The organism is Flavobacterium sp. 28YEA47A (assembly GCF_041262125.1).
GTDB lineage: Bacteria > Bacteroidota > Bacteroidia > Flavobacteriales > Flavobacteriaceae > Flavobacterium.
In genome coordinates, this window is the sequence record NZ_JBGCCI010000002.1 from 248,649 (window position 1) to 273,335 (window position 24,687).

The 24,687-nt window shown below is 37.2% G+C and carries 18 protein-coding genes; 8 read left to right on the plus strand and 10 right to left on the minus strand.

What is annotated here, in order from left to right; all coding sequences use genetic code 11:
• Positions 1-20 precede the first annotated feature (20 nt).
• Positions 21-410: a hypothetical protein gene (locus ABH942_RS03670; RefSeq protein WP_370029633.1), complete on the plus strand. Its 390-nt coding sequence runs from the start codon at positions 21-23 to the stop codon at positions 408-410.
• Positions 411-465: 55 nt separating this feature from the next.
• Here the strand turns inward: ABH942_RS03670 and rpmA are convergent, their stop codons facing one another.
• Both rpmA and rplU read right to left on the minus strand, forming a co-directional pair.
• Complete coding sequence (gene rpmA / locus ABH942_RS03675; RefSeq protein ID WP_140001671.1) at positions 466-726, minus strand: 50S ribosomal protein L27; 261 nt, start codon at positions 724-726, stop codon at positions 466-468.
• Positions 727-749: 23 nt separating this feature from the next.
• Positions 750-1,172, minus strand: coding sequence for a 50S ribosomal protein L21 (rplU, locus tag ABH942_RS03680; protein ID WP_370029634.1), 423 nt, complete (start codon positions 1,170-1,172; stop codon positions 750-752).
• 258 nt (positions 1,173-1,430) lie between these two features.
• Here rplU and ABH942_RS03685 point away from each other — a divergent pair, with 258 nt between their 5' ends.
• Both ABH942_RS03685 and ABH942_RS03690 read left to right on the plus strand, forming a co-directional pair.
• The gene (locus tag ABH942_RS03685; protein WP_370029635.1) at positions 1,431-2,759 is read left to right on the plus strand and encodes a M16 family metallopeptidase; all 1,329 of its coding nucleotides are present in this window, start codon (positions 1,431-1,433) and stop codon (positions 2,757-2,759) included.
• Positions 2,760-2,769: 10 nt separating this feature from the next.
• The gene (locus ABH942_RS03690) at positions 2,770-4,812 is read left to right on the plus strand and encodes a M16 family metallopeptidase (protein WP_370029636.1); all 2,043 of its coding nucleotides are present in this window, start codon (positions 2,770-2,772) and stop codon (positions 4,810-4,812) included.
• Between the two features lie 202 nt (positions 4,813-5,014).
• On the opposite strand, the gene ABH942_RS03695 is transcribed toward ABH942_RS03690, so the two are convergent.
• Positions 5,015-5,881, minus strand: coding sequence for a DMT family transporter (locus ABH942_RS03695; protein WP_370029637.1), 867 nt, complete (start codon positions 5,879-5,881; stop codon positions 5,015-5,017).
• A 120-nt stretch (positions 5,882-6,001) separates the two neighbouring features.
• Between ABH942_RS03695 and ABH942_RS03700 the strand changes: the two genes are divergently transcribed.
• Positions 6,002-6,541 (plus strand): heavy-metal-associated domain-containing protein, encoded by a 540-nt coding sequence (locus ABH942_RS03700; RefSeq protein ID WP_370029638.1) that lies wholly within the window; start codon positions 6,002-6,004, stop codon positions 6,539-6,541.
• Positions 6,542-6,593: 52 nt separating this feature from the next.
• On the opposite strand, the gene gldD is transcribed toward ABH942_RS03700, so the two are convergent.
• From gldD to mutY, 3 genes are read right to left on the minus strand one after another with little or no spacing between them, the layout of a single operon-like run.
• Positions 6,594-7,157 (minus strand): gliding motility lipoprotein GldD, encoded by a 564-nt coding sequence (gene gldD, locus ABH942_RS03705; RefSeq protein ID WP_370029639.1) that lies wholly within the window; start codon positions 7,155-7,157, stop codon positions 6,594-6,596.
• 3 nt (positions 7,158-7,160) lie between these two features.
• A complete protein-coding gene (locus ABH942_RS03710; RefSeq protein ID WP_370029640.1) occupies positions 7,161-7,589 on the minus strand; it encodes a single-stranded DNA-binding protein in 429 nt (142 codons plus the stop codon).
• Positions 7,590-7,646: 57 nt separating this feature from the next.
• Positions 7,647-8,687 (minus strand): A/G-specific adenine glycosylase, encoded by a 1,041-nt coding sequence (mutY, locus tag ABH942_RS03715; RefSeq protein ID WP_370029641.1) that lies wholly within the window; start codon positions 8,685-8,687, stop codon positions 7,647-7,649.
• Between the two features lie 133 nt (positions 8,688-8,820).
• On the opposite strand from mutY, the gene ABH942_RS03720 reads away from it, so the two are divergent.
• Together ABH942_RS03720 and ABH942_RS03725 are read left to right on the plus strand one after the other, a co-directional pair.
• Positions 8,821-9,117 (plus strand): HU family DNA-binding protein, encoded by a 297-nt coding sequence (locus tag ABH942_RS03720; RefSeq protein WP_056067901.1) that lies wholly within the window; start codon positions 8,821-8,823, stop codon positions 9,115-9,117.
• A gap of 388 nt (positions 9,118-9,505) precedes the next feature.
• Positions 9,506-11,050 (plus strand): Rne/Rng family ribonuclease, encoded by a 1,545-nt coding sequence (locus tag ABH942_RS03725; protein WP_370029642.1) that lies wholly within the window; start codon positions 9,506-9,508, stop codon positions 11,048-11,050.
• Positions 11,051-11,526: 476 nt separating this feature from the next.
• Here the strand turns inward: ABH942_RS03725 and ABH942_RS03730 are convergent, their stop codons facing one another.
• From ABH942_RS03730 to ABH942_RS03745, 4 genes are all read right to left on the minus strand, one after another.
• A complete protein-coding gene (locus ABH942_RS03730; protein WP_370029643.1) occupies positions 11,527-13,008 on the minus strand; it encodes a hypothetical protein in 1,482 nt (493 codons plus the stop codon).
• A 319-nt stretch (positions 13,009-13,327) separates the two neighbouring features.
• Positions 13,328-15,661 carry a penicillin-binding protein 1C gene (gene pbpC, locus ABH942_RS03735; protein WP_370029644.1) on the minus strand — a complete coding sequence of 778 codons (2,334 nt, stop codon included), beginning with the start codon at positions 15,659-15,661 and terminating at the stop codon, positions 13,328-13,330.
• A 93-nt stretch (positions 15,662-15,754) separates the two neighbouring features.
• Positions 15,755-21,250: an alpha-2-macroglobulin gene (locus ABH942_RS03740; RefSeq protein WP_370029645.1), complete on the minus strand. Its 5,496-nt coding sequence runs from the start codon at positions 21,248-21,250 to the stop codon at positions 15,755-15,757.
• Between the two features lie 157 nt (positions 21,251-21,407).
• A complete protein-coding gene (locus ABH942_RS03745) occupies positions 21,408-21,851 on the minus strand; it encodes a nucleoside deaminase (protein WP_370029646.1) in 444 nt (147 codons plus the stop codon).
• A gap of 48 nt (positions 21,852-21,899) precedes the next feature.
• On the opposite strand from ABH942_RS03745, the gene ABH942_RS03750 reads away from it, so the two are divergent.
• Positions 21,900-23,678 (plus strand): 1-deoxy-D-xylulose-5-phosphate synthase, encoded by a 1,779-nt coding sequence (locus ABH942_RS03750; protein ID WP_370029647.1) that lies wholly within the window; start codon positions 21,900-21,902, stop codon positions 23,676-23,678.
• 34 nt (positions 23,679-23,712) lie between these two features.
• Positions 23,713-24,687 (plus strand): DUF3078 domain-containing protein, encoded by a 975-nt coding sequence (locus tag ABH942_RS03755; protein ID WP_370029648.1) that lies wholly within the window; start codon positions 23,713-23,715, stop codon positions 24,685-24,687.

Consider the following 24,687-nt stretch of genomic DNA (forward strand, 5'->3'; position numbering starts at 1 on the left):
AAGAACTAAATAACAACCTCATGAAAAAAGTAATGTTTGCGGTAGCGATAGGCGGTATGTTTCTCGCTACATCTTGTAAGAAAGAAGAAAAAGTCACTACAACGACTGATGATGGAAAAACGACGGTGACCACCACGACAACAAAAAACGGCTTGGATCTTGAATTAAGCGAAAAGGCAAAAGCCAATCTGGAAGAAGCCGAAAAGAAATTGGCCGAAGCTAAAGCAAAAGGCGATAAAGAAGCTGAAAGATTAGCTCAGATCGCTGTTGATAAAGCTAAAAGCGCATGGGAAGCAACCAAAGATGGTATCAAAGAAACTTCTGAAGACATCAAAGAAGGCGCCCAAAAAGCCAAAGAAGACATGAAAGAAGGTTATAACGAAACCTTAGAAAAAGCAAAAATCAAATAAAACAAAAAAGCCCATTCTTTCGAATGGGCTTTTTGTATCTAAAAATCTTGTTTTCTTATGCTTCAAATGGAACAATAGAAACGAAAGATTTGTTATCAGATTTTTTCTGGAACTTAACAACTCCGTCAACTTTTGCATGTAAAGTATGATCTTTACCCATGTAAACGTTTTCTCCTGGGTTGTGCTTAGAACCTCTTTGTCTAACGATGATGTTTCCAGCAATAGCAGCTTGACCACCATAAATCTTAACACCTAAACGTTTCGATTCTGATTCTCTACCATTCTTGGAACTACCGACACCTTTCTTATGAGCCATGACGTACTGGTTTTAAATGTTAATTATTCTTGTGTATCTTCTTTTTTAGCCTTAGCTACTTTTTTCTTTGGAGCTTCTACTGCTTCTTCAGTTGCAGGAGCAGCTTCTTTCTTAGCAGCAGCTTTTTTAGCACCTGAAACAGTGATTCCAGAAATTTGGATTTGAGTCAAGTACTGACGGTGTCCATTTTTCTTTTTGTAACCTTTTCTTCTTTTCTTTTTGAAAACGATTACTTTGTCTCCTTTTAAGTGTTGTAACACTTTGGCTTCTACTGAAGCACCTTCTACAGCCGGGGCGCCTAAAGTGATTGTTCCGTTATCATCTAACAAAAGAACTTTTGCAAAAGAAATTGCATCTCCTTCTTTGTTAGCTAAACGGTGAACATAAACCTTTAAGTCTTTGCTTACTTTGAATTGTTGCCCTGCTATCTCTACGATTGCGTACATAACAATAATGTTTAGTTAAATTTTAAGGTTGCAAATATACGATTAAATATTAATCCTGCAATTGTTCTTATAAAAAAATTCAACCTTCAAAAAGACAGCACTTTAACTCCCCCAACAAACATTTCGTAATGTAAATATAAACCGCCGTTAAAAAGTTATATTTTCATGAATAAATCTTAAAAAAAAACTACATTTGGCGTAACAAAACACACATTTGGCACACTAATGCCAAAATCAATAACAAATTTATTAATCGTTATGAAAAAATCATTAATGGCTTTGGGTTCAATTCTCATGCTCGGGAGTGTAGCTTCAGCTCAAAAAGTAGCTTTTGAAGAATATACACTAGAAAATGGTCTTCATGTGATCTTGCATCAAGACAAATCAGCTCCAGTTGTTATTACCTCGGTAATGTATCACGTTGGAGCCAAAGATGAGAATCCGGAAAGAACTGGTTTTGCTCACTTTTTTGAACACCTTTTATTTGAAGGTACAAAAAATATCGGTCGTGGAGAATGGTTCAAAATTGTCTCTGGAAACGGAGGAACTAACAACGCAAACACTTCAGACGACAGAACTTACTACTATGAAATTTTCCCTTCAAACAGCCTTGAGTTAGGTTTATGGATGGAATCTGAAAGATTGATGCACCCTGTAATCAACCAAATTGGTGTTAATACACAAAATGAAGTTGTTAAGGAAGAAAAAAGATTACGTGTAGACAACCAGCCTTACGGAAATCTTATCACTGCCGTAAAACAAAACATGTTCAAAAAACACCCATACCGTTGGGCTCCTATCGGTTCTATGGAACACCTAGATGCTGCAACTTTGGAAGAATTCCAGGCATTCAACAAAAAGTTCTACGTTCCTAACAACGCGGTTCTTGTTGTAGCTGGAGACATTGAGTACGACAAAACCATCAAATGGGTAAAACAATATTTTGGATCAATTCCAAAAGGAAAAACAGATCTTACAAAACAGACTTTTACCGAAGATCCAATCACTCAACCACTAAAGGCTACTTACGAAGATCCAAACATCCAAATCCCGATGTTGGTAACTGCTTACAGAACGCCTTCAATGAAAACTCGTGATGCTAAAGTTTTGGATATGATTTCTTCTATCTTGAGCGACGGAAAGAGTTCAAGACTTTACAAAAAAATCGTTGACCAGAAGAAAATGGCATTAGAAATTGGCGCTTTCAACTACAGCCAGGAAGACTATGGTGTTTATTTCATCTACGGTTTGCCAATGGGAGATACTTCTCTTGACGCACTTACAAAAGAAATTGACGAGGAAGTTACCAAACTTCAAACAGAATTAATTTCTGAAAAAGATTTCCAGAAATTACAAAATAAATTTGAGAACCAATATGTAAACAGCAATTCTTCAGTAGAAGGAATTGCAGAAAATTTAGCTACATATTACATGCTGTATGGCGATATCAACCTTATCAACACTGAGATCGAAATCTATCGTTCTATCACTCGTGAGGAAATCAGAGATGTTGCAAAAAAATACCTGAACCCAAACCAAAGATTGATTTTGGATTACGTACCAGCAAAAGACAAAGCTCAAAACTAAGATATACATCATGAAAAAAACAATATTCATTTTATCAAGCTTGTTCTTAACTCTAATTATGCAAGCACAAGACAGACCACAGCCAAAACCAGGACCTGCTCCGGTTATCAATATTGGAAAGCCTCAGACTTTTGAATTGAAAAACGGATTGAAAGTAATGGTTGTTGAAAACAACAAACTTCCAAGAGTTTCTTATAATCTGACATTAGATAACGCTCCTTATGCTGAAGGCGACAAAAAAGGTGTTGCTGAAATTACCAGCGCATTGATTGGAAGCGGTACTAAAAAAATGTCAAAAGATGCTTTCAACGAAGAAATCGATTTCTTAGGAGCTAACATCGGATTCAGCGCTAACGGAGCTTATGCTTCTGGGCTTTCTAAATATTCTGACAGAATCCTTGAATTGATGGCTGACGGAGCTTTAAATTCTGTTTTCACTCAGGAAGAACTTGACAAAGAAAAAACAAAATTAATTGAAGGTTTAAAAACTCAAGAGAAAAGCGTTCAGGCGGTAGCTTCTCGCGTGGAAGATGTTTTGGTTTACGGAAAAAACCATCCAAACGGAGAATACCTTACTGAAGAAAGCATCAACAAAGTAACTTTAAATGATGCGATCTTGAACTACACTACTTACTTTGTTCCTGCTAATGCCTACCTGGTTATTACAGGTGATGTAAAATTCAAAGACGTTAAGAAGGCAGTTGAGAAATATTTTGGCTCATGGAAAAAAGCTACGGCTCCTGTAGTTACTTATGCTGACCCAAAAGATGTTCAATACACTCAGATTAACTTTGTAGACATGCCAAACGCGGTTCAGTCTGAAATTTCTTTGGTTAACGTTTCTAACCTTAAGATGACTGACAAAGATTATTTTGCTGTTCTTTTGGCAAACCAAATCATTGGTGGTGACTTCAACAGCTACCTTAACATGAACCTGAGAGAAGCTCACGGATGGACATACGGTGCTCGTTCAAGCATTAGAGGAGACAAATATGTTGGAAAATTCAAGTCTAACACTCAAGTTAGAAATGCTGTAACTGATAGCGCTGTAGTTGAATTCTTCAAAGAATTGAAAAGAATCAGAACTGAAAAAGTAGCTCCGGATATGTTGAAAAACGTAAAAGCGGGTTATATTGGAAACTTCGTAATGCAGATCCAAAAACCAGGAACAGTTGCTCGTTATGCTTTATTGACTAAAACACAAAATCTTCCTGCTGATTTCTACGAAAACTACATCAAGAATATCAATGCAGTTACGGCTGACGATATCATGAGAGTAGCTAACAAATATTTCCTTGCTGACAACACAAGAGTTATCATTACAGGTAAAGGAAGCGATGTATTGCCAGGTCTTGAAAAACTAGGAATCCCAATGTTCTATTTCGATAAATTCGGAAACCAGGTAGATAAGCCAGTTGCTAAAAAAGCAATTCCTGCTGGTGTAACAGCAAAAACTGTATTTGACAATTATATCAAAGCAATTGGCGGAGACAAAAATGCCAAATCAGTAAAAACATTATTCTCTACACTAACTGGAAAAGTTCAGGGAATTGATGTTACTATGACTAGAAAATCTTCTGCTGCCGGTAAAAAAGCTGACGAAGTTAAAGGTATGGGCCAAACTTTAAGCAAAGAAGTTTTTGACGGATCAAAAGGATATGAGACAGCTCAAGGTCAAAAAGAGGACTATGATGCAGATAAAGTTGCTAGCGCAAAATTCTATTCTCTTCCATTCCCGGAATTGACTTTGGCTACAAAACCTGGAATCACATTATCAGGAATCGAGTCTATTGACGGAAAAGATGCTTACGCAATCAAAGATGGCAAAAAGACACTTTACTATGATGTAACAACAGGATTGAAATTGGCTGAATCAAACGTTGAAGAAATGCAAGGACAGCAAATGACTCAAGTAGTTTCTTTCTCTGACTACAAAGATGTTAAAGGCGTAAAAGTTCCTTTCAAAACAACATTAAACGTTGGTATCGAAATTGAATTGACAGCTTCAGATATAAAAATCAACGAAGGTGTTACTGATGCAGATTTCAAATAATCCAAATCAAACATAAAACCAAAAAGACTGTCAGAAATGGCAGTCTTTTTTTATGTGTAAAGTTTCTATCAAAGGAAAGACATGAAAATATTTCCACGCAATAACTTTGCTTTTCTTTATAAACTTTGCGGCTCTGCGTCTTTGCGAGCAACTATTTCACGCAAAGGCGCAGAGCCGCAAAGCATAAAATATAATTGCGAGCTTATTTTTTAGCTGACAGATAAATCCCAATCAGTACAATAAAAGCACCTAACGCCTGAACCAAAGTAAGGCTTTCTCCGTCCAGAATACCCCAAAAGCAAGCTACAATTGGCAGCATATAAGTTACGGAAGAAGCAAAAATAGGCGATGAAATCTGAATTAGCTTAAAGTACAGCACATTCGCAACGCAGGTTCCAAACACGGCAAGAATACTTACAAACAGCATCGAGGTTTTTACATTTGGCAGATGTGCCACTTCATGAAAATTCGTAGAGAACAGAATTACAAGTGCCGGAATTAGCAAAACTGCAAAGTTGCCTACCGTAATACTTAAAGGATTTACATCCGAAAGATACTTTTTGATCAGGTTGACATTAACAGCATAACAGATGGCACCACAGACAGCCAAAGTCGCATACCAGTAATTTTGTCCCGGATGGTTTACAGCTCCACTCAAGATTAATAAAACGCTCCCGAACAAACCAATCGTTACCCCAAAAATCTGCCTTCTTTGAAAGTTTAATCCAAAAACCAACGCACCTAACACCAACGCTGCTAAAGGTGTCAGTGAATTCAAAACAGCACTAATCGAACTATCAATCTGTGTTTGGGCTAATGAAAAAAGAAATGCCGGAAAAAAAGTTCCCATCATTGCCGTAACCGCAATATACTTCCATTGATGCTGCTTGATGTTTTTCAGACTTTTAAAACCTACGGCCAAAAGGAAAGTAGCCGCAAAAATCATCCGCAATGAGCCTAGCTGAAATGGCGTCAGCCCTACCAAACCTTTTTTGATAAGAATAAAAGAACTTCCCCAAATTAAGGAAAGGAAGAATAAGATAATCCATTTAGACGGCAAAGCTTTCATAACTCGTTTTTTACAGCCCAAAATTCTGTCATTTTAACGGATTTCCCGTTTCTTTTTTTATTAATTTTGTAAACCTTTAGATTTCAAAGGAATTGTTAATTCAAATTTAAATACAACACTATGAATTTTTCAAAATCATTACTTATCCTTGCGCTTTCAGGAATGCTATTCGTAAGCTGCAAAAACGAGCCAAAGGCAACAGAAACGGGAGAACCGACAGAAACTGCTAAAGACACGACTACAGCGAAACCAACTGCTGAAAACCTGCAAACTGCAAGTTTCCAAATCGACGGAATGTCATGTGCTGTTGGATGTGCAAAAACTATCGAAAAAAAACTAGCTAGCCTTGACGGTGTACAGGATGCTAAAGTTGATTTCGAAAAGAAGACAGCTACTGTAGCGTATGATGCTTCAAAACAAACTCCTGAAACATTGGTTGAAACAGTAGAAGCTGTTGCAGGCGGAACTACTTATAAAGTTTCTAACGTAAAATCATCTGCTGACAAAGCAATGCTTTACAAAGAGAAAGAAAAAGAGAAAAAGAAAAAAGACGACAAAAAAGCTTCTTGCCACGATGATAAGTCTAAAGATGCAAAAGGCGGATGCTGTTCTGGCAAGAAAGCCTGCAGTTCAGATGACAAAAAAGCCAAAAACGCTTAATCTTTTCAATTAAGATAAAAACAAAAAAGAGAACCAAATTGGTTCTCTTTTTTTATTTCCATTTTAATGTTTCCATCAACACTTGCATGTCGTTTTTAACATAGCTGCTGGCTGGCATTATTGAGTCAAAATTGGGTTTTGCATAAAAATATACAGAACCGGTCACAAAATGCCTTATGCTGTCTGTAGCATAAAACTGGGCATTAGTTGCCGCATTACCTCCAACCCTGTAGAACATGCCATAAACCTTGCTCTTTTCATTCAGGAAAGGCTGCTCAACAATATCATCTGCCTTAATAGTATGTTTGTAGGTCAAAGTCTGGGCATCTCTCAAATGTGCTTCGATATCGTTCTTAACAGGTTTGTAAGTAAGATAAATCGTAGCTTTCATTTTAGGATAGCTGATTGTAAAATCACAATTTCCTTTTTGTGAAATAATTGCATCTTCGTTTATATCAAACGTAAAAGGGCAATCATTTTCAAAGTGTACATATTCGGCCCTGGGATAGTCCAGCCTTAATTGCCCGGCCGGTTTTGGAACTGTCTCATTTTGACAACCCCATACGGAAGCAAGAATACATCCGGAAATAAAAAGGCCTATACTTTTTCTAAACATTGATTAATATAAATCGTCTTCTGCTGGTGAACCGGAGTCAAAATTAGCCGATTTCACATCTACTGAAGATCCTTGTTTGCCAGCTTCAATATCTTTCTTTGTTGTCAGGAAAGTAAATTCAGTCACCTGAATTTCAGTAGTATATTTCGTAACGCCTTCTTCTGTCTGCCATTGGCGGGATTTTATCCTTCCTTCAACATATATCTTGTCTCCTTTAGACAGATATTTTTCACAGATTTCAGCTGCTTTATTGCGAACAACAAGATTGTGCCATTCCGTAGAGGCAATCTTTTCATTTGTCTGCTTGTTAATATATATTTCATTCGTAGCCAGCGGAAATCTGCCGATGCAGTTACCGCCTTCAAAATAGTGCATCTTGACATCATCGCCTAGGTGCCCAATTAAAATCACTTTATTTAGCGTACCATTCATTTTTCGTGGGGAGTTAGTAAACCTTCAAATATAATAATTTCTGCCAAACTTGGTAAATTATGGCAAATCTTTTTCTATAAAATTATGAATTACAATCGGAAATGGCAAAGAAATCATTGATTCATAACAAATTGCATTTTCAATAACACCTTGAACACGCACCTGAAAGAAGCGTATATACAAATGCTGGTGTGATAATTTATGCAAAATAGCATCGTTTTTTAACGGCTTTATTGATAAAATTTCAAACTTTGAACCATATTCTTCAAAAATTAATTTCGAAATTTCATCAAAATCAATTTCAGCGGCAGTTTCAATTACAGGAAATTCATACAAATTATGCCAGATCCCTTTTTCAGTTCTCTTTCTTAAAACATACTGTTGCTTATCGTCTGAAAAAACAAGATAATTAAAATAGCGGCTCCGCACTTTTGTCTTTTTCAGCTTGACTGGAAGTCTGTCTACCTTATTTTTTTGCAGAGCAAGACAACCCGAATTTAACACACATCTTTCGCAATCCGGATTTTTAGGAACACATTGCAGCGCACCAAATTCCATAATTGCCTGATTAAACAAAGCAGGATTATCATGCGGAATCAGTTCTTTTGCCAGTTCTGAAAATTCTTTCTTAGCTCCGCTGGAAGCAATATCCGTTTCAATATCAAAATAGCGCGACAGCACACGAAAAACATTACCATCAACTACAGGAACTACTTCATTATAAGAAAAAGAAGCAATAGCGGCAGCCGTATATTCCCCTACTCCTTTTAGTTGGAGCAACTCTTTATAATTATCCGGAAATTTCCCTCCCAACTCAAAGGCTACCATTTTTGCCGTATTATGAAGATTTCTGGCTCTGGAATAATAACCCAATCCCTGCCAAAGTTTCAAAACTTGTTCTTCATCGGCATTTGCCAAATCAAAAACAGTTGGAAATGAAGTGGTAAATGACAAAAAATAAGGCAAACCCTGAGCAACGCGCGTCTGTTGGAGCATAATTTCTGACAGCCAAATAGGGTATGGATCGGCCGTATTTCGCCATGGCAAATCGCGTTTATTTTGTAAATACCATTGGATTAATAAGTTAGAAAATTCCATCAGATAAAATTGGTTAGCAAAAGTAAAAGTTTATGTTATTAAATTTTAATCGTTTATGGTTGAAATATTGTTTTTTTAATTCATATATTTGCAACCTCAAAATTTTACACAATAAATTTAAAATAGAAAGAAAATGACGAAAGCAGATATCGTTGCGAAAATTTCAGAAAAATTAGGTCTTGAAAAAGGAGATGTTCAAGCAACAGTAGAATCTTTTATGGACGAAGTTAAAAACTCTTTAGAAACTGGTGATAATGTTTACTTAAGAGGTTTTGGTAGTTTCATCATCAAAACAAGAGCTGAAAAGACAGGTAGAAATATCTCTAAAAACACTACAATCAAAATTCCTGCACACAATATTCCTGCATTCAAACCAGCAAAAGTTTTTGTTGAAGGAGTTAAAACCAATACCGAAGCAAAAGTAAACTAATTTATTAATCACTAAATTTTCAAAATATGCCAAGTGGTAAAAAAAGAAAAAGACATAAGGTAGCGACTCACAAACGTAAAAAGAGAGCGAGAGCTAACCGTCACAAGAAGAAAAAGTAGTCTGACTACTTTTTTCTTTTTTAAGAATATTTTTAGTTCATTGAAATTTGAAAATAGAATTGTTGAAGAAAAAATAAAAAATGAGGCATTATTCTGCCTTTGATTTTCGCTTCCTGACTCTATTTTCTCCGGGTACAATACCTGTTAAATTATTGTTTAATCCATCTGTAAATAAGATTTTAGGTTTTGGATTTTAGGCTTTAGATTTTTAAATCTATACTCTTCTCTCTCTACTCTATTTTCTGAAAAAACAGATAAAAATTTACAGTGTGAATAAAGAACTGATCATCAGATCTGGTTCGGATGCCGTAGATTTTGCCTTATTAAAAGATGGAAAACTAATTGAATTACACAAGGAAGAAGAAAAAAGCAACTTTCAGGTAGGTGATATTTTTATTGCCAAAATCAGAAAGCCTGTTGCGGGACTTAATGCTGCTTTTGTAAATGTAGGCTTTGAAAAAGATGCCTTTTTACATTATCACGATTTGGGTCCTAATCTGACTTCTCAGTTGAAATTCATAAAACTTGTAAGCGCAGGTAAAATAAAAGATTTCTCCCTAAAAAACTTTCCTTTTGAAAAAGAGATAGATAAGGACGGTGTTATTACTGATGTAATCAGCGCTAACCAGTCTATTTTAGTACAAGTTGTCAAAGAACCTATATCGACCAAAGGGCCAAGAATTAGCTCAGAGCTTTCTCTTGCAGGCCGATTTATTGTTCTCGTTCCTTTTTCTGATAGAGTTTCTATATCACAAAAAATAGAATCCAAAGAAGAAAAAGATCGTCTTAAACGACTCGTACAGTCTATCCGACCAAAAGGATTTGGTGTTATTGTGAGAACAGTAGCAGAAGGCAAAAAAGTAGCCGAACTAGACAAAGATTTGCAGAATCTGCTCAGCAGATGGACTGCAATGTGTAAAAAATTACCAACTGCTCATCATCCGTCAAAAGTATTAGGAGAGCTCAACAGAGCTTCCTCCATCTTACGAGACGTTTTCAATGATACCTTTACAGGAATTCATATAGATGACGAAGAGTTGTACAATGAAACGAAGGATTATCTGCAAGAAATTGCACCTTCAAAAGAATCAATAGTAAAGTTTTATCAATCCAAAGACACGCCTATCTTCGAAAAATATAACATAGAGAGACAGATCAAAACTTCCTTCGGAAAAACAGTATCAATGAGCAAAGGAGCTTACCTGATTATTGAACATACTGAAGCCTTGCACGTTATAGACGTCAACAGCGGAAACCGTTCAAACAAAGCTTCCAATCAAGAAGATACAGCCTTAGAAGTAAACCTCATCGCCGCTGCTGAAGTGGCACGACAGCTCCGCCTGCGAGATATGGGTGGTATCATTGTTGTCGATTTTATTGATATGTCTAATCCAGAAAACCGTAAAGTCCTTTTCGATTTTCTGAGAGAAGAAATGAGCGATGATAAAGCTAAACACAAAATCTTGCCGCCTAGTAAATTTGGTTTGATCCAGATTACGCGACAAAGAGTACGACCAGAAGTAAATATCAAGACCAGAGAAGAGGACCCTAACAATGAACATGGGGAAATTGATGCTCCGATCTCGATTGTAGATAAAATTACTTCAGATGTCGAACGACTATTGAAAGCCCACAAAAAAATCGTGCTGAATGCGCATCCTTTTGTGGCAGCATACCTTACTAAAGGTTTTCCATCATTACGTTCAAAATGGTTTTTTGAACATAAAAAATGGGTGAAAATAATACCTCGTGACGCTTACACGTTTTTAGAATATCATTTCTATGACAAAAATGGAAATGAAATCAAAGATTAAATAAAAAGAACCGCCTTTCGCAAGATTGGCGGTTTTTTTGTTTGTAATATTGATAAGACATTGATTGTATATTGACCCGGATTCTTACTAAAAACTTCCATCTTAGTTATTAAACACCTCCATCAAGTTATTTCACTACAATTGGCTTTTTCCAATCAGCGACTACTTTTATTCTCTTTTAATCGGAGAAAATGGATTTTGGGCTATCTTAATTTCCCATAGGTTTCTATCCTCAATAGTCAATAAATTACCATACCATTTGAAAAATTCAGATTTATATTTTAACAGCGACCTGTCATCTTCTTTTGTGCTTTTATTTAACAGCTTAGCTATTTCAGAATAGGCCAATATTAAAGGCGTTAACTGATAAATATTGTTATCACTACGTACTATTGGTTTATAATATTCTAAATCTTTTTTAGAGTCGACATTAAATTTTTTATAGATTTTATTGTTTTGATTAAGTTTAATAACCTCTAAGAAGCCATTAAATGCTTTCTTCTCGTCTTTTTTAAACCTATCCCCTGTAAATACAAAGAGCCAACAAAATAGGAAGCCAATTGATTTGAGGTACTTTTAGTTAATGCCTCCAGTCCCACTGTTTCATTTTTCGGAATACCCAAATGTTCATATTCTCCCGTAATCTGGAAATAGGCCAGCGCTGCCTTAGCATCACTTTCGTGATAAATTTTCACATACGAATCATTTTTTAAATCTTCAATTGCTGATTTTCTCATTTCATCAGTAACAATTACATCGATTTCATATTTTTTACTGAATAAAATTAGCATTGCCCGTTCAAATCCATTTCCATTAAGATATTGTTTGAGTAATGCATCTTTTTTATTGAGTTCATTCCATTGCTCTAAATATTTTCCATTTATTGCATAACAGGAAGCCAAAACACCATTTAGAGACCCTCCAGAACTTGTATTATATTCTTTATTGGCTATTGCCATTTTATAATACTCCTCTGCCGATTCGTATTTTTGCTTACCATAAAAACTAAATGCAACCCAGCTCTGCATTTTATAATCACCCTTATCTGCAAGATCTATCTCATTAATAAATTTTTGCTCTTCATTTCTCTTATCATCTTCTATTCGCTGCAGGCGTTCTTCTTTTTCTCTTTTTCGTGCCTCAGACCATTCTTTTTGTTTCTGAATCCCGTCAGAAATAGTATTTGTCAGCTCGACGGCAGTTTGGGCTACATAAGTATTGCCATCGGCTTTATTTTGGTTTAGTGCATTTTGCACCTGTTGTCGTTCATTGTCGTTTGAAGCATATTTTAAAGCATCATTAAATCTGTTTTTAGCAACACCAAAATTTCCATTATTTTTTAAAGAAATACCCTCATTGTATAACCTATTGAATTGCTGTTTTCGATTTTCTACATTTTGCTTCTGTATCTCTGCATTTTTATCAGCCATTTGCTTTTCGAGATCTGCCTTGCTTTGGTTATACTCGGTATGATCGTTTTGTTTGGTTCCTTTTTGATTATTGTTAGTTGTGGATGAATTTGCTTCTCCGCAATTTGGCTGATTTGGTGAACCATTATCGCATTGGGCATAGCAGCCATCTTTACAATTGTTGTTATTGAAACACACATTGTTTACATAAAAGATAACTAAATTCACATTAGGACAATAGGTAGAAGTATACGTCTGTCCAGGTGTTAATGTTTTTCTATACCTGGTAGTTGTCTCATTTGCATTTTCACTCATGTTATAACTAAATGTTATTGTCGAGCCGTAATTATTTTTTATTTCGATTTCATTGGTGTATTTATCAGAATTGTCGGTATAGTATGATTTCCTAATTTTCCAACTTAAGCCTTTAAAGCAATTATGTGAGGAAATATTCCAGGAACCAACTCTATGCCCAACATTATCTCTTTCTTGTGCATAAACAAGACCTACTTGAAGTAAAATTCCAATAATTAACAGTATTTTTTTCATAACCCGTAGTTTACATTCAAAGTTATTCAACCTGGTAATTCAAAAAAATAGCTATTGGTAGCTATTTTTCATGTTTTATATTCAGTCTTCAATTATGAATTGGGAAACCAATTCTTCGGCATAGAGCAATTTGATAAAAAAGATGTCCGGACACTTAGTTACAGAGAAACATTACATATTCTGGTTAAACAATGAAATGACTATCCAAAGAGAAATTGCCAGAATAGAATGGATAACGCTAGTATAAGAAAAAGAAAATATAGGATGTAGAATTTATAAGCTCCAATACTAAACCAGAATTAAAGGTAAAAAGAATATATTATTCTTTTACAATTTCAATCCTCCTACTAATTTCGTTTCCGGCTTCATCTGTTACGGTGATGTAGTATTTTCCGGTTTTTGCTTCAACAGACATCTCATGAAAGGTTTGCGTAGTACCCAAAAACTTGTCATTCAGATACCAGAACAGCTTTGCTCTTTGGTCGGAATGGGCTACTTTTAAAACAAACGGCTGGATTTCGCCATTAAAGTTTTTGGTGAGATACACTTTTCCATTTTCTTTTGGGTAGATAAAATCCATAGAATACGAAGATGCTCCCAGACAGTCTGCCCTAAATGGCGGCAATGGAACATAGTCTATATGTTTGGTCTTATAATACAATTCCATAACCGGAGGCAATACAAACCAGGGTTTTGCAACCATCTTATCCACTTCTTCGCAATTGCTGTTTACCTGATATTGTCCTGAATTATCAAGATGTACTAATTTATGATACGGACAAACTGTTGTCTGCTTGCTTTTGAGTGGAATCCACTGTTTGATTTTTGGACAGTATTCACCGGCTATATGCCCGCTTAATTGGCAAACCTCTGCTTCTTCCAAATCATCATAAGGAGTTGCAAACCATTTTTTTCTTGGCAAAAGATTAAATACGTCAAATAAGATAGGCGCGGCACTTCCTACTCCGGTCAAAGACGGACGTCCTTCACCAGAAGCATTCCCAACCCATACTCCTACTACATATCTTGAATTTGTTCCGATGGCCCATCCGTCGCGATTTCCAAAACTCGTACCCGTTTTCCAGGCAACTTCCAATGAGGAATCATAGAATTTCCACGCTTCATCGCCTTCCGGACGGTTGACTTCTTTCATAGCATTATACGTCAGCCAGATAGATGCAGCTCCTAAATTTCTTTTATCATACGACTCTTTACCAAAATCTAGTTCTTTGCCATGCGACCAATTCAACTCCTTAAATTCATCCGTACGGTATTTTGCCGAATGTGTCGTAAAGTAATTTAAGGTAGATGTTAGTCCTGCATAGGTTTTGCTCAGATCCCAAAGATTACTTTCTGCTCCACCAAGAATCAACGACAGTCCGTAATGGTTCGGATGCTTGTTGATGTCCCTTAATTTAAACTGCTGCAGTTGGTCGTAAAAACGGTAGACACCATGATCTTTCAGCATCAATACTGAAGGAATATTCAGCGAACGCGACAAGGCGCGATGTGCCGGAACAGCGCCATCATAGGTCAAATCGTAGTTTTTAGGACTATAGCCCGCTATCTGCGTTGGAATATCCGCAACCAATGTATTAGGCAATATTTCACCCGCATCCAACATCGAAGCATACAGCAATGGCTTTAATATACTACCGGTACTTCTTGGAGCCGTAATAATATCGACATCTTTTTGATGGTCTTTATCGGTTGGTGAATTCCCAACATAGCTCAGGATATTTCTTGTCTCGACATCTACAACAATAATAGCAAGGTTATAAATTTCTGACTGTCTGTATTGATTATAATATTGCGTAGCGATTTGGTTGACGCGATTTTGAAGCGCATATTTGACCGTTGTCTTTACTCTTGTGCCTTCTTCCCTCTTTGCAATATTTTGAAGCAAATGTGGCGCTATTTGAGGCAAATCATAAGGTTTTTGAGGCAAATCTTCGAGTATTGAAAGCTCATACGTGGTTTTATCGATTATTTTTTCTTCGTATAGCTTTTTTAATAGCCCGTTGCGCTTATCCAAAAGTTTTTGTTGGTTTTTTCCGGGATAAATCAAACTAGGTGCGTTTGGCAGCACTGCTAATGTTGCTGTTTCAGCCCAGGATAATTGGTAGGGCTGCACTCCAAAATAACGCCAGGAAGCCATTTCCAGTCCCACTACGTTTCCTCCATACGGAGCATGGGCAGCATACAATTCCAATATCTTTTCTTTGGAATAGCGAAATTCCAAACGGGTTGCCAATACCAGCTCGACCAGTTTTTCAAAATAGTTTCTTTTCTTCTCGCCTCTCGAAAGTCGGATAACCTGTTGTGTCAGCGTACTTCCACCACGAACTACTCTTCCAGCATCGTGATTTTGTTTTGCAGCTTTAACCATAGCAATCGGGTTGAATCCCGGATGCTGATAAAAATGCTCATCCTCAAAATAGACAATACATTTTTTGAATTTTTCAGGTATCGAATCTTGTGCCGGAAATCGCCATTGTCCGTCACGGGCAATTTTAGCCCCTAATAGCTCGCCTTCTTCGCTTTCAATTACGGTGGAATAAGGCTGCTCAAAAAGTGTTCTTGGCAGACAAAAATAGTAGGCAATGAAAAGCAATCCGAAGAAAACAGACTTCTTCGGATTGCGTTTTATCATATCAAGGATGCGTTTAAAAAACGCTTTTATCTTGCTTTTCAATTCCAGCTTAACTATTAGGCTTCTTTACAGAAGTCTTTACTTTCAAGGTGCTTATTTTACTACGTTAATCCACTGTCCTCGTGTTCTGGCAAAATATGAATTGTCATACATCGCCTCGCATTGTACTCCAGGAAGGTAATATCTACCTAAATAAGATGCATTCAGAAGGATCTTGAAGGTTTTGGTTTCATTCGATCTCAGCGTAAAATAAAAATTCGTACGGTCGTCACGGATATCCGTATAATCTACTTTGTTATCAGCAAAACTTCCATAGTCTGTGAAACGTGTATTGACAATTTCCCAACCCGAAGGAATAATCTGCGTCAGTGCAACGTTTTCAACCGATTCGCCTTTGGTATTGGAAACCGTAACTTCTGCAACAAACTCTGTTCCTTGTGCCAATGAAGCGACATTGATGGCATTTCCTTTTCTATCACGGAACGTAATATCTGTAGACAATCCTCTTTGCTCGGTTTGTTCCTGACCTATTGGCAAGATTCCGCTTGTAATTACTTTTATGTAAAGGGTTGTGTTTTTATTATTTTTAACCGTAACCGTATTTCCGCTTCCGGAAACCTGCAATGTTCTGTCAGCAAATGTTTTTGCTGTTTTAATTGTTTCCGATTTGCCTTTGCTGGTATAGCTCACATCAATGCCTTTTGTGCCGTTTTGCTGAGCAAATTTCGACATCGCATACAAACAATACGCCGTAGTTTGTGTTGACATCCATTGGTTTGAAGACATTTCTTTCGCCAATTTAGTCGCCATAGTAAAGGCTTCTGTTTTTCTTCCTAACAACAGCAACGTCTCCAAAGCCATAGCTCTGTTTCTTTCGCTTGAGCCATAATAATAGTAATAACCATACATCGAATCTTCATCTATTTTACTTTGTCCAAGTAATGTCATTCCTACATTTTTCTGTCCGGCTAAAGCATACGTAGCAGCAAGTCTTAGTTTGGTATCGTTCGTAATTCCTGAAGTTTCTCTAAGTCTGTTCATCGATGACAGATCCGGATTACCCGCCAATGCCAATGTATACAGTCTGTACGATTGTGCAAAATCATTACGGTAACCTTCGTTATAGCGCCATTGTTTTGCTGTTTTTGATTGATAGGCAATCCATTGTTTTTTCAGGTTAGCAGGAAGTGCATAACCTTTTCTTTCCGCTTCAATCAGGAAGTGCCCCACATAGGTCGTACTCCAATCATCCGGCGTTTGGTTTCCTTGCCAATACGCAAATCCTCCATTGGCCAATTGGAACTGTGCCAGTTTTTGGATTCCTGCCGTAATGTTCTTTTGGATTTTTGCTTTTCTTGTCACGTCTATATCAGCAATATCACCCAAATACAATTGTGGAAATACACTGGATGTAGTTTGTTCCAAACATCCGTGCGGATATTGAATCAGATAGTCAAGTCGCTTGTTAAAATCCATTGAAGGAAATGCCGACACTTCCAGTTTTGCCGTATTTGTTCCGGCTACTCCAAAAGCATCCCAGTTGATTGTTCCCGAACTATTTGGTTCCAATACCAATTCTTTATAATCCTGCGTTACAGGATTCGGATTCAGAATATCCAATTCTACATCAAAGCTGGCTTTTTCTTTTCCGGAAGTAGCTACCACCGTCACTTTTCCAATTCCGGTCAACTCGCCAACATTCAAATCAAAATAAGCAATCTTTTCATCAGGCTGTGCAAACGACAATGTTTGTTTTGAATTTCCTATTACTTGGAAACCATTATTTGTTTTCAACTGTAGGGTAACGTTTTTAACCTGTTTTTCCATTGCAAAAACCGTTACCGGCAAGGTTACTTTTTCACCCGGAGAAACTTTTCTTGGCAATGATGCCAATATCATCAACGGATTTCTGACCGGAGTTGTCTTTTCAACACTTCCATAGGCACTGGTTTGCGCGTCACCTGCTACGACCATTGTTCTTACGGAACCAACATATTTCGGAAGTGCAATCTCATGTGATTTTGTCTGTCCTTTTGATAATGAATACGGCCCAAGATAAATTACTACCGGTTTAAATCGGTTGGCTTTTTTAGCTTGTCCACCGCCTAAATCTTCATCACCACCAATACTAAAAATCTGATTTACCTTACCGCCATACGCTCCTATAACATCATCATAAATATCCCATGTTTTCACACCCAGAGCTTCTCTTGAATAAAAACTGTTCCAGGCATTTGGTGTCTTAAATCGGGTCAGATCTAGCAATCCTTCATCAACAATTGCAATGGTATAGGTCATTGCCTTCCCATTCTTCTCGCTTACTTTTATTGTCGTTTTCTGCTCCGGTTTTAAAACTTCCGGCATGGCTATCTGCGGTTCTAAAACTGTGTTTTTATCAACCACTTCAATCGGAATAATTCCATACAGACGAATTGGCGAGTCATTTTTTGTTGAGGCATGAGGTTGCAATAACGTGATATGGATATAGACGTTAGGCGCCATTTTCGAAGTAATTGGAATTTCAACCTGCGTTTCACCCTTTTTACTTTCTGCCCATAATGTCTGAACTACCTGCGCACCACTTTCAAGTGAAATTAAAGCACGTCCGCCTTCACTTGACGGGAATGAAACAACCGCTTTTTCACCCACATTATATTTTTCCTTGTCTGCCGAAAACACCAGCATTTTTGCCTCTGCTCCGGTAGTATTTCTTGTTTTTCCAGACCAGATTGGCCAGTCAATCATTACAGTTTCACCTGACGAATGTCCTCCGTTAGGATCTGTAACTCTTACAAGGTAGCGTCCCCATTCATCTTCATCTGTTTTAAATTGGAAACGTGCCTTACCGGAACCGTCTGTATTCAATACCTGAGAATAGAACGGCGTATTTGTTGTAGAGCTGCTATAATTTGACAAATCATCAGAAGCATCCCACCACCAGCGCCATTCTACCTTATAGACTCTTACTTCCAGATTTCTGACCGCTTTTGGCTTTCCGTCTTCATCAACCGTCACTACGTCAAATGCATTGCTTTTTCCGGTTTCGAGCATTCCATATTTGTTTGGTTCCGGAGTTTTTATTCCCACATAGGTTTGGAAAGGCGAATACGTTGCTGAAATAACATCAGTACTGAAATCACCTCCATTTTCATACACCTTAGTAATAAATGATGCTTTTAGCATTCCCGGTGCCTGCGATTGCAATCTTGGCTGGATGCTGACATTTGCTTTTCCGGTTTCATCAATTTTCCCGGAATAGATGTTTACTTCTTCTGTAGAAAACTTACGCGCCGGATCGTCAAAAACATATTTGCTATAATTTTTAAACGTGGTTTTTTGCTGGGTAAATTTCGCCTGCATTTCCAGTTTCAAATCTTTTGCGACAGCTCCATGCAACCAGGCCACATCAACTCTGGCATCGTTTTTATGGAAAGCCGATAGCATTTTTCCATCAAAGCCATTTTTAATTTTCAATCGGTTTGGTTTGATGGTTTCAATTTTTACCGCTTTATAAAAACGCGCACCTCCCACAGAAACAACCGCTTCATAATTCCCTGTTGGTGCGTTTGGCTGTGTTTTGAAAGCAAATTTGTAATGATTCTTGTCTGTATATTTCTGAACTTTCTGGTAGACTACTTTTCCATTCGGATCTGTCAGCTTTAATTTGATTGGGTGGGTATTTGGTAATCTGCTTGATTTATCGTTCAGGATGAATGACAGGTAAATTGTATCGCCTGGGCGCCATACGCCTCGTTCTCCATAAATAAATCCTTTTAATCCTTTTTGGATTGCTTCACCATCTACATTAAAATTACTGACTGACTGTGAGTTCCCATCATCCAGTTTGACATAGGTCGTGTTTTTGTCTTTTTTGATTATCACAAAAAATGCTTTTTTATCAGTACTAAAATTCACTATACCATCGCCATCTGTAGTTTCTGATACCAGTTTTTGTTTCTGGTAGTTATACAATTCAACTGTTGCGCCTGAAACCGGCTCAGTTGTTACGATATTATTGACTGCAAAGAAATACGAACCATTTTCGCCACGTTTTGCGATAACACCCAAATCTGTAGCCAATATGTTCGTAGCCACTTTATTGTTGGAATAATACGATTTATCGCAAGGATTGTCTCTTTCATTCCAGTTATAGTCGTAGTCATAGTAGTCATAATCATAAGAATCGAAAGTAGAAAAATCTTCCGGTTCCTGATCTTCATCGGCTACCGGTTCTTCTTCAGCAGGAGTATCGCAGGTATATAGGGAATAAGATCTTTTGATGGTAAATTCCACACGGTAAATAGCTCCCTGTTCCGGTTTAATCAAGGTAGATAAATCAAGGGAATAGCTATTCCATTTTTTGTAATTGGCAAGCTTGTTGGTTGTCAGCTCTAACGTCTTTTTAGCTATTGGAAGTGCCACTTTTCTCAAGTCATAATTGCCATTCAATTCATTATCCTGTAAAAACTGAAGTACATTATTTTCAAAAATACGGTACACTTTTACATCCACTTTTTTCAAATTGGCTGCTTCAAAATTTACTTTTAGGTTGTGGGAACTTGGCAGGATTGTACCGCTTTTTATAAAACGCACTTCCGGCTTGATCTGCTCAAAAGTAATTTTTGCGGCATAGCCTTTTTTCATTTTATAGCCATCGGTATTTTCAATTCCCTGGAAAACTTCCAGCAGTAATTTACCATCAAGAGCTACATCCGAAAACACTTTTAATACGTTTCCATCTACTGCATAGCGCAAATTATTTGCTGTTTCAAGAGATACCAAACCACTGAAATTCTGGTCTTTTTTTAATGGATCTGAGAAATTGATTCGAACCGATTGGTTGTTTTCATCCCCAATTCTTACGTCTACAATGGTAAAATTATTTTTACCTGGAATTGTAAATTCTTTTTCTCCTTTTTGATCTATATCTGCCGAACTTCCGTCCCATTTTATTATAATTTTGCTATCGTCTACTCCTCTTTGTATCTGGTCGACAACAAAAGAAAACTCCGTAGGCGAACTAGCCTTATCATTGAATTTTATTGGCAACTCTTTACCGTTCTGTGTAGCCGACACTAGTTTTTTGGCTGTAGCCAAATCCATATTATCTGCAGATTTCAGGACCATATTCAGAAATTGCGTATCTTTTGTATACGATTGCAAATCCTGAATTTCAACTTTGAAATCCTGTTCAACGGTTTTAACCGTGAAATTAAAATCAGCCAGTTCTTTTGGAACATCAATCAATTTATCCAAATGAAGTGTCACCTGATATTGCTCGCCCTGTTTTAGTTTCTTCTTTGGCTGGAATGCCAGAATATTATTTGGCAATACGACAACCTTACCGCTAACACTTGGAGAAATATCAAATATATCCTCGTCTAATTCCTGATTAGGCTTCCATTCTGCTTTTGAGAATGCCAAGCCAACCTGAATATCAGAGTTCGCGGAAATCATTCCCGACGAGAAACTGGTAACATAATCGCGATAAAGCGAAAAATCTGAATCAAAATCTTCAGGCGAAGATTTTCTACACGCATTTAACAAAAAAAACACCGAAACCAACAGTATTAGTTTTCCAGTTCTCATAGAATGATTGATTAAAAATTGAACGTAGGTTTTGTCCTTAGTGACATTTTCAGCATAACTGAATAATCCTTGTCTTTATTGTACTAAATATAGGATTAATTTTTAAATTTTTAACAAGAAAAAATCATGCCTAATTTTTTCTTTTGGGGGAGAATTTTTATTTGCGTTTTTCCAGAAAAAAACGTTTCATCAAACTGGAAGCTTCTGCTTCTAAAACACCATATTCCACGATAGTTTTTGGATGCAATTTTGTTCCTAAAGCCATGTATCCTCTCTGTTCGTCTCTGGCTCCAAAAACGATTCTGGAAATTTGGCTCCAATACAAAGCTCCGGCACACATCTGGCAAGGCTCTAATGTAACATATAAAGTGCAATTCTTAAGGTATTTTCCTCCTAAAAAATTGGCCGCCGCTGTAATTGATTGCATTTCGGCATGCGCTGTTACATCATTCAACATTTCAGTAAGATTATGGCTTCTGGCAATGATGCGGTTTTCAACAACTATGATAGCCCCGACCGGAATTTCGCCTTTTTCAAAAGCGACTTCAGCTTCCTGCAAAGCCTTTTTCATGAAATATTCGTCGGTGTTGCTGTTTTCCATAGCCCAAAAATAAAAAACAATATCGTAAATTTGGTTTTTAATCTGGAAATGAACTATACCATCCTGCAAAATATAAATTCTCCTGAGGATCTGAGGAAGCTAACCGAAGTAGAATTATCCGTTTTGGCACACGAACTTCGTGATTTTATCATCGATATCGTTTCTGTCAAAGAAGGCCATCTTGGCGCCAGTCTGGGCGTAATTGAATTGACAATTGCGCTTCATTATGTCTTCAACACACCTAATGATTTATTGGTATGGGATGTTGGACATCAGGCATACGGACATAAAATCCTAACCGGACGAAAAGACAATTTTGACACGAACAGGCAATGGGGCGGTATTTCCGGATTTCCAAAAAGAAGCGAAAGTCCGTATGATACTTTTGGCGTAGGCCACTCTTCTACTGCAATTTCTGCTGCGTTGGGAATGGCTATCGCTTCTAATCTGACTGGTGATTTTGAAAAACACCATATTGCAGTCGTTGGAGATGCCTCTATTGCTTCAGGAATGGCTTTTGAAGGTCTTAATCATGCCGGCGTAACTGACGCCAACCTGCTAGTCATCTTAAATGACAATGCTATAGGGATTGATCCAAGCGTTGGTGCTTTAAAAAACTATCTCACTTCTGTAAAGGAAGGAAAGAATCCGCGGGAGAACAACATGATAAAATCGCTGAATTTTGATTATTCCGGCCCTATAGACGGTCATGATATTGCTGCCGTTATTAAAGAACTGAAACGATTAAAAAATATCAAAGGCCCAAAATTTCTCCATATTATTACTACCAAAGGAAAAGGATTGGAGCAGGCTGAAAAAGATCAGGTAAAATATCACGCGCCAGGGAAGTTTGACAAGCTGACCGGAGAAATCATTCCAAAATCAGAAGAAAACCTGCCACCAAAATTTCAGGACGTTTTTGGCCTGACATTATTGGAACTGGCCGAAAAAAATGAAAAGATTGTAGGAATTACACCTGCGATGCCAAGTGGCAGTTCGTTAAAATTTATGATGGATGTGTTCCCGAAACGTGCTTTTGACGTTGGAATTGCAGAACAACATGCTGTGACCTTGGCGGCTGGAATGGCAACTCAGGGAATGATTGTGTTTTGTAATATTTACTCCACCTTTTTACAAAGAGCCTACGATCAGGTTATTCATGATGTGGCTTTACAAAATCTTCCTGTCATTTTTTGTCTTGACAGAGCGGGATTAGTTGGTGAAGACGGCGCAACACATCATGGCGCTTTTGACCTGGCTTATTTGAGATGTATTCCCAATATGATTATTTATGCTCCTATGAATGAAACGGGGCTACGCAATATGCTATATACCGCACAACTTGGACTGGAACATCCTATTGCTATCCGATATCCTAGAGGTCGCGGAGTGATTGTTGACTGGAAAAAACCTTTTGAAAAGATTGAGATCGGGAAAGCGAAATTATTAAAAGAAGGAAACAGAATTGCTATTCTTTCTACCGGATCGATTGGCAACAATGTTATCCCTGCTTTAACCAATATTGATGATCCAAAAGATTTTTCTCATTATGATTTCCCATTTGTAAAACCATTAGATGAAGTCCTCCTTCATACTATTTTTAATAAATATGACGTTATTATTACTTTAGAGGACGGAGCAGCAAAAGGAGGTTTCGGTAGTGCTATAACAGAATTTGCAGCTCAAAACAATTATACCAAAAAGATAGAAATTTTAGGTATTCCAGATGAATTTATCGAACATGGAAGTATTAACGAGCTACAACGTTATAGCAAAATAGATGCAAAAAACTTGCAAATAATTTTTGAAAACTGTCGAAATTATTGACTTTTGCACTGTCCTAAAATTTAATATGCCAGTTATGAGATTATCACCTTTAGCCTTAGGGTTATTTTTGCTTTTTTCTGTATCATCTATAGCACAATCTGTAGATACCATTCAATCCAAAAAACTAGATTCAGCTATTGTCAAAAAAGTTGTCACCCATTGGGAAAGGAAAAATATAGTAGGATTTGATTTAAATGAAATCGCTTTTGTCAACTGGAGTGCCGGTGGAAACAGCGCCATTTCCGGACTATTAAAAGGAACATTTACACGAAAATACGAGAACGGGAACTTAAGATGGCTTAACGAATTAATCGTGCGCTACGGAGTAAGCAAGCAAGATGGTGTTGAATTGCGAAAAACAGATGATGCTTTCCAATTCAACTCTACTTTTGGTTACAGAAGAGATACGACTACCAATTGGTTTCATAGTGCGAAGTTCAATTTCAACACGCAATTCACCAGCGGTTATTCTTATCCCAATACAGATATAGCGATTTCAAAACCATTTGCACCAGCCTATACGTTTTTAGGTATTGGAGCTGAATATAATAACAAGAAATACAACCTACAGCTTTATATCTCGCCTCTTACCTTGAAAAACACGTTGGTTTTAGATCAACGATTGGCAGATCAGGGAGCCTTTGGTGTTCATAAAGCCGTTTATGACGCCGTTACCGGTGTAAAGATTGAAGACGGTAAGAATTCCAGAACGGAGCTCGGTTTCCTTTTTACAAGCGGCTATAAGAAAGAGCTTTTCAAAAACATCAATTTTGAAAACAAGCTAAATCTCTACACGGATTATATCAACAACTTTGGAAATATAGACGTTGACTGGCAAGTGCAATTGGATTTTATCGTCAACAAATATGTGCGTGCCAATATCAACACTCACCTGATTTATGACCACGATATCAAGGCTAAAGAAGAAATCAACGGCCAACAGGTTACTGTAGGACCAAAAGTACAGTTCAAGCAAATGCTTGGCGTAGGATTGATTTACAGCTTCTAG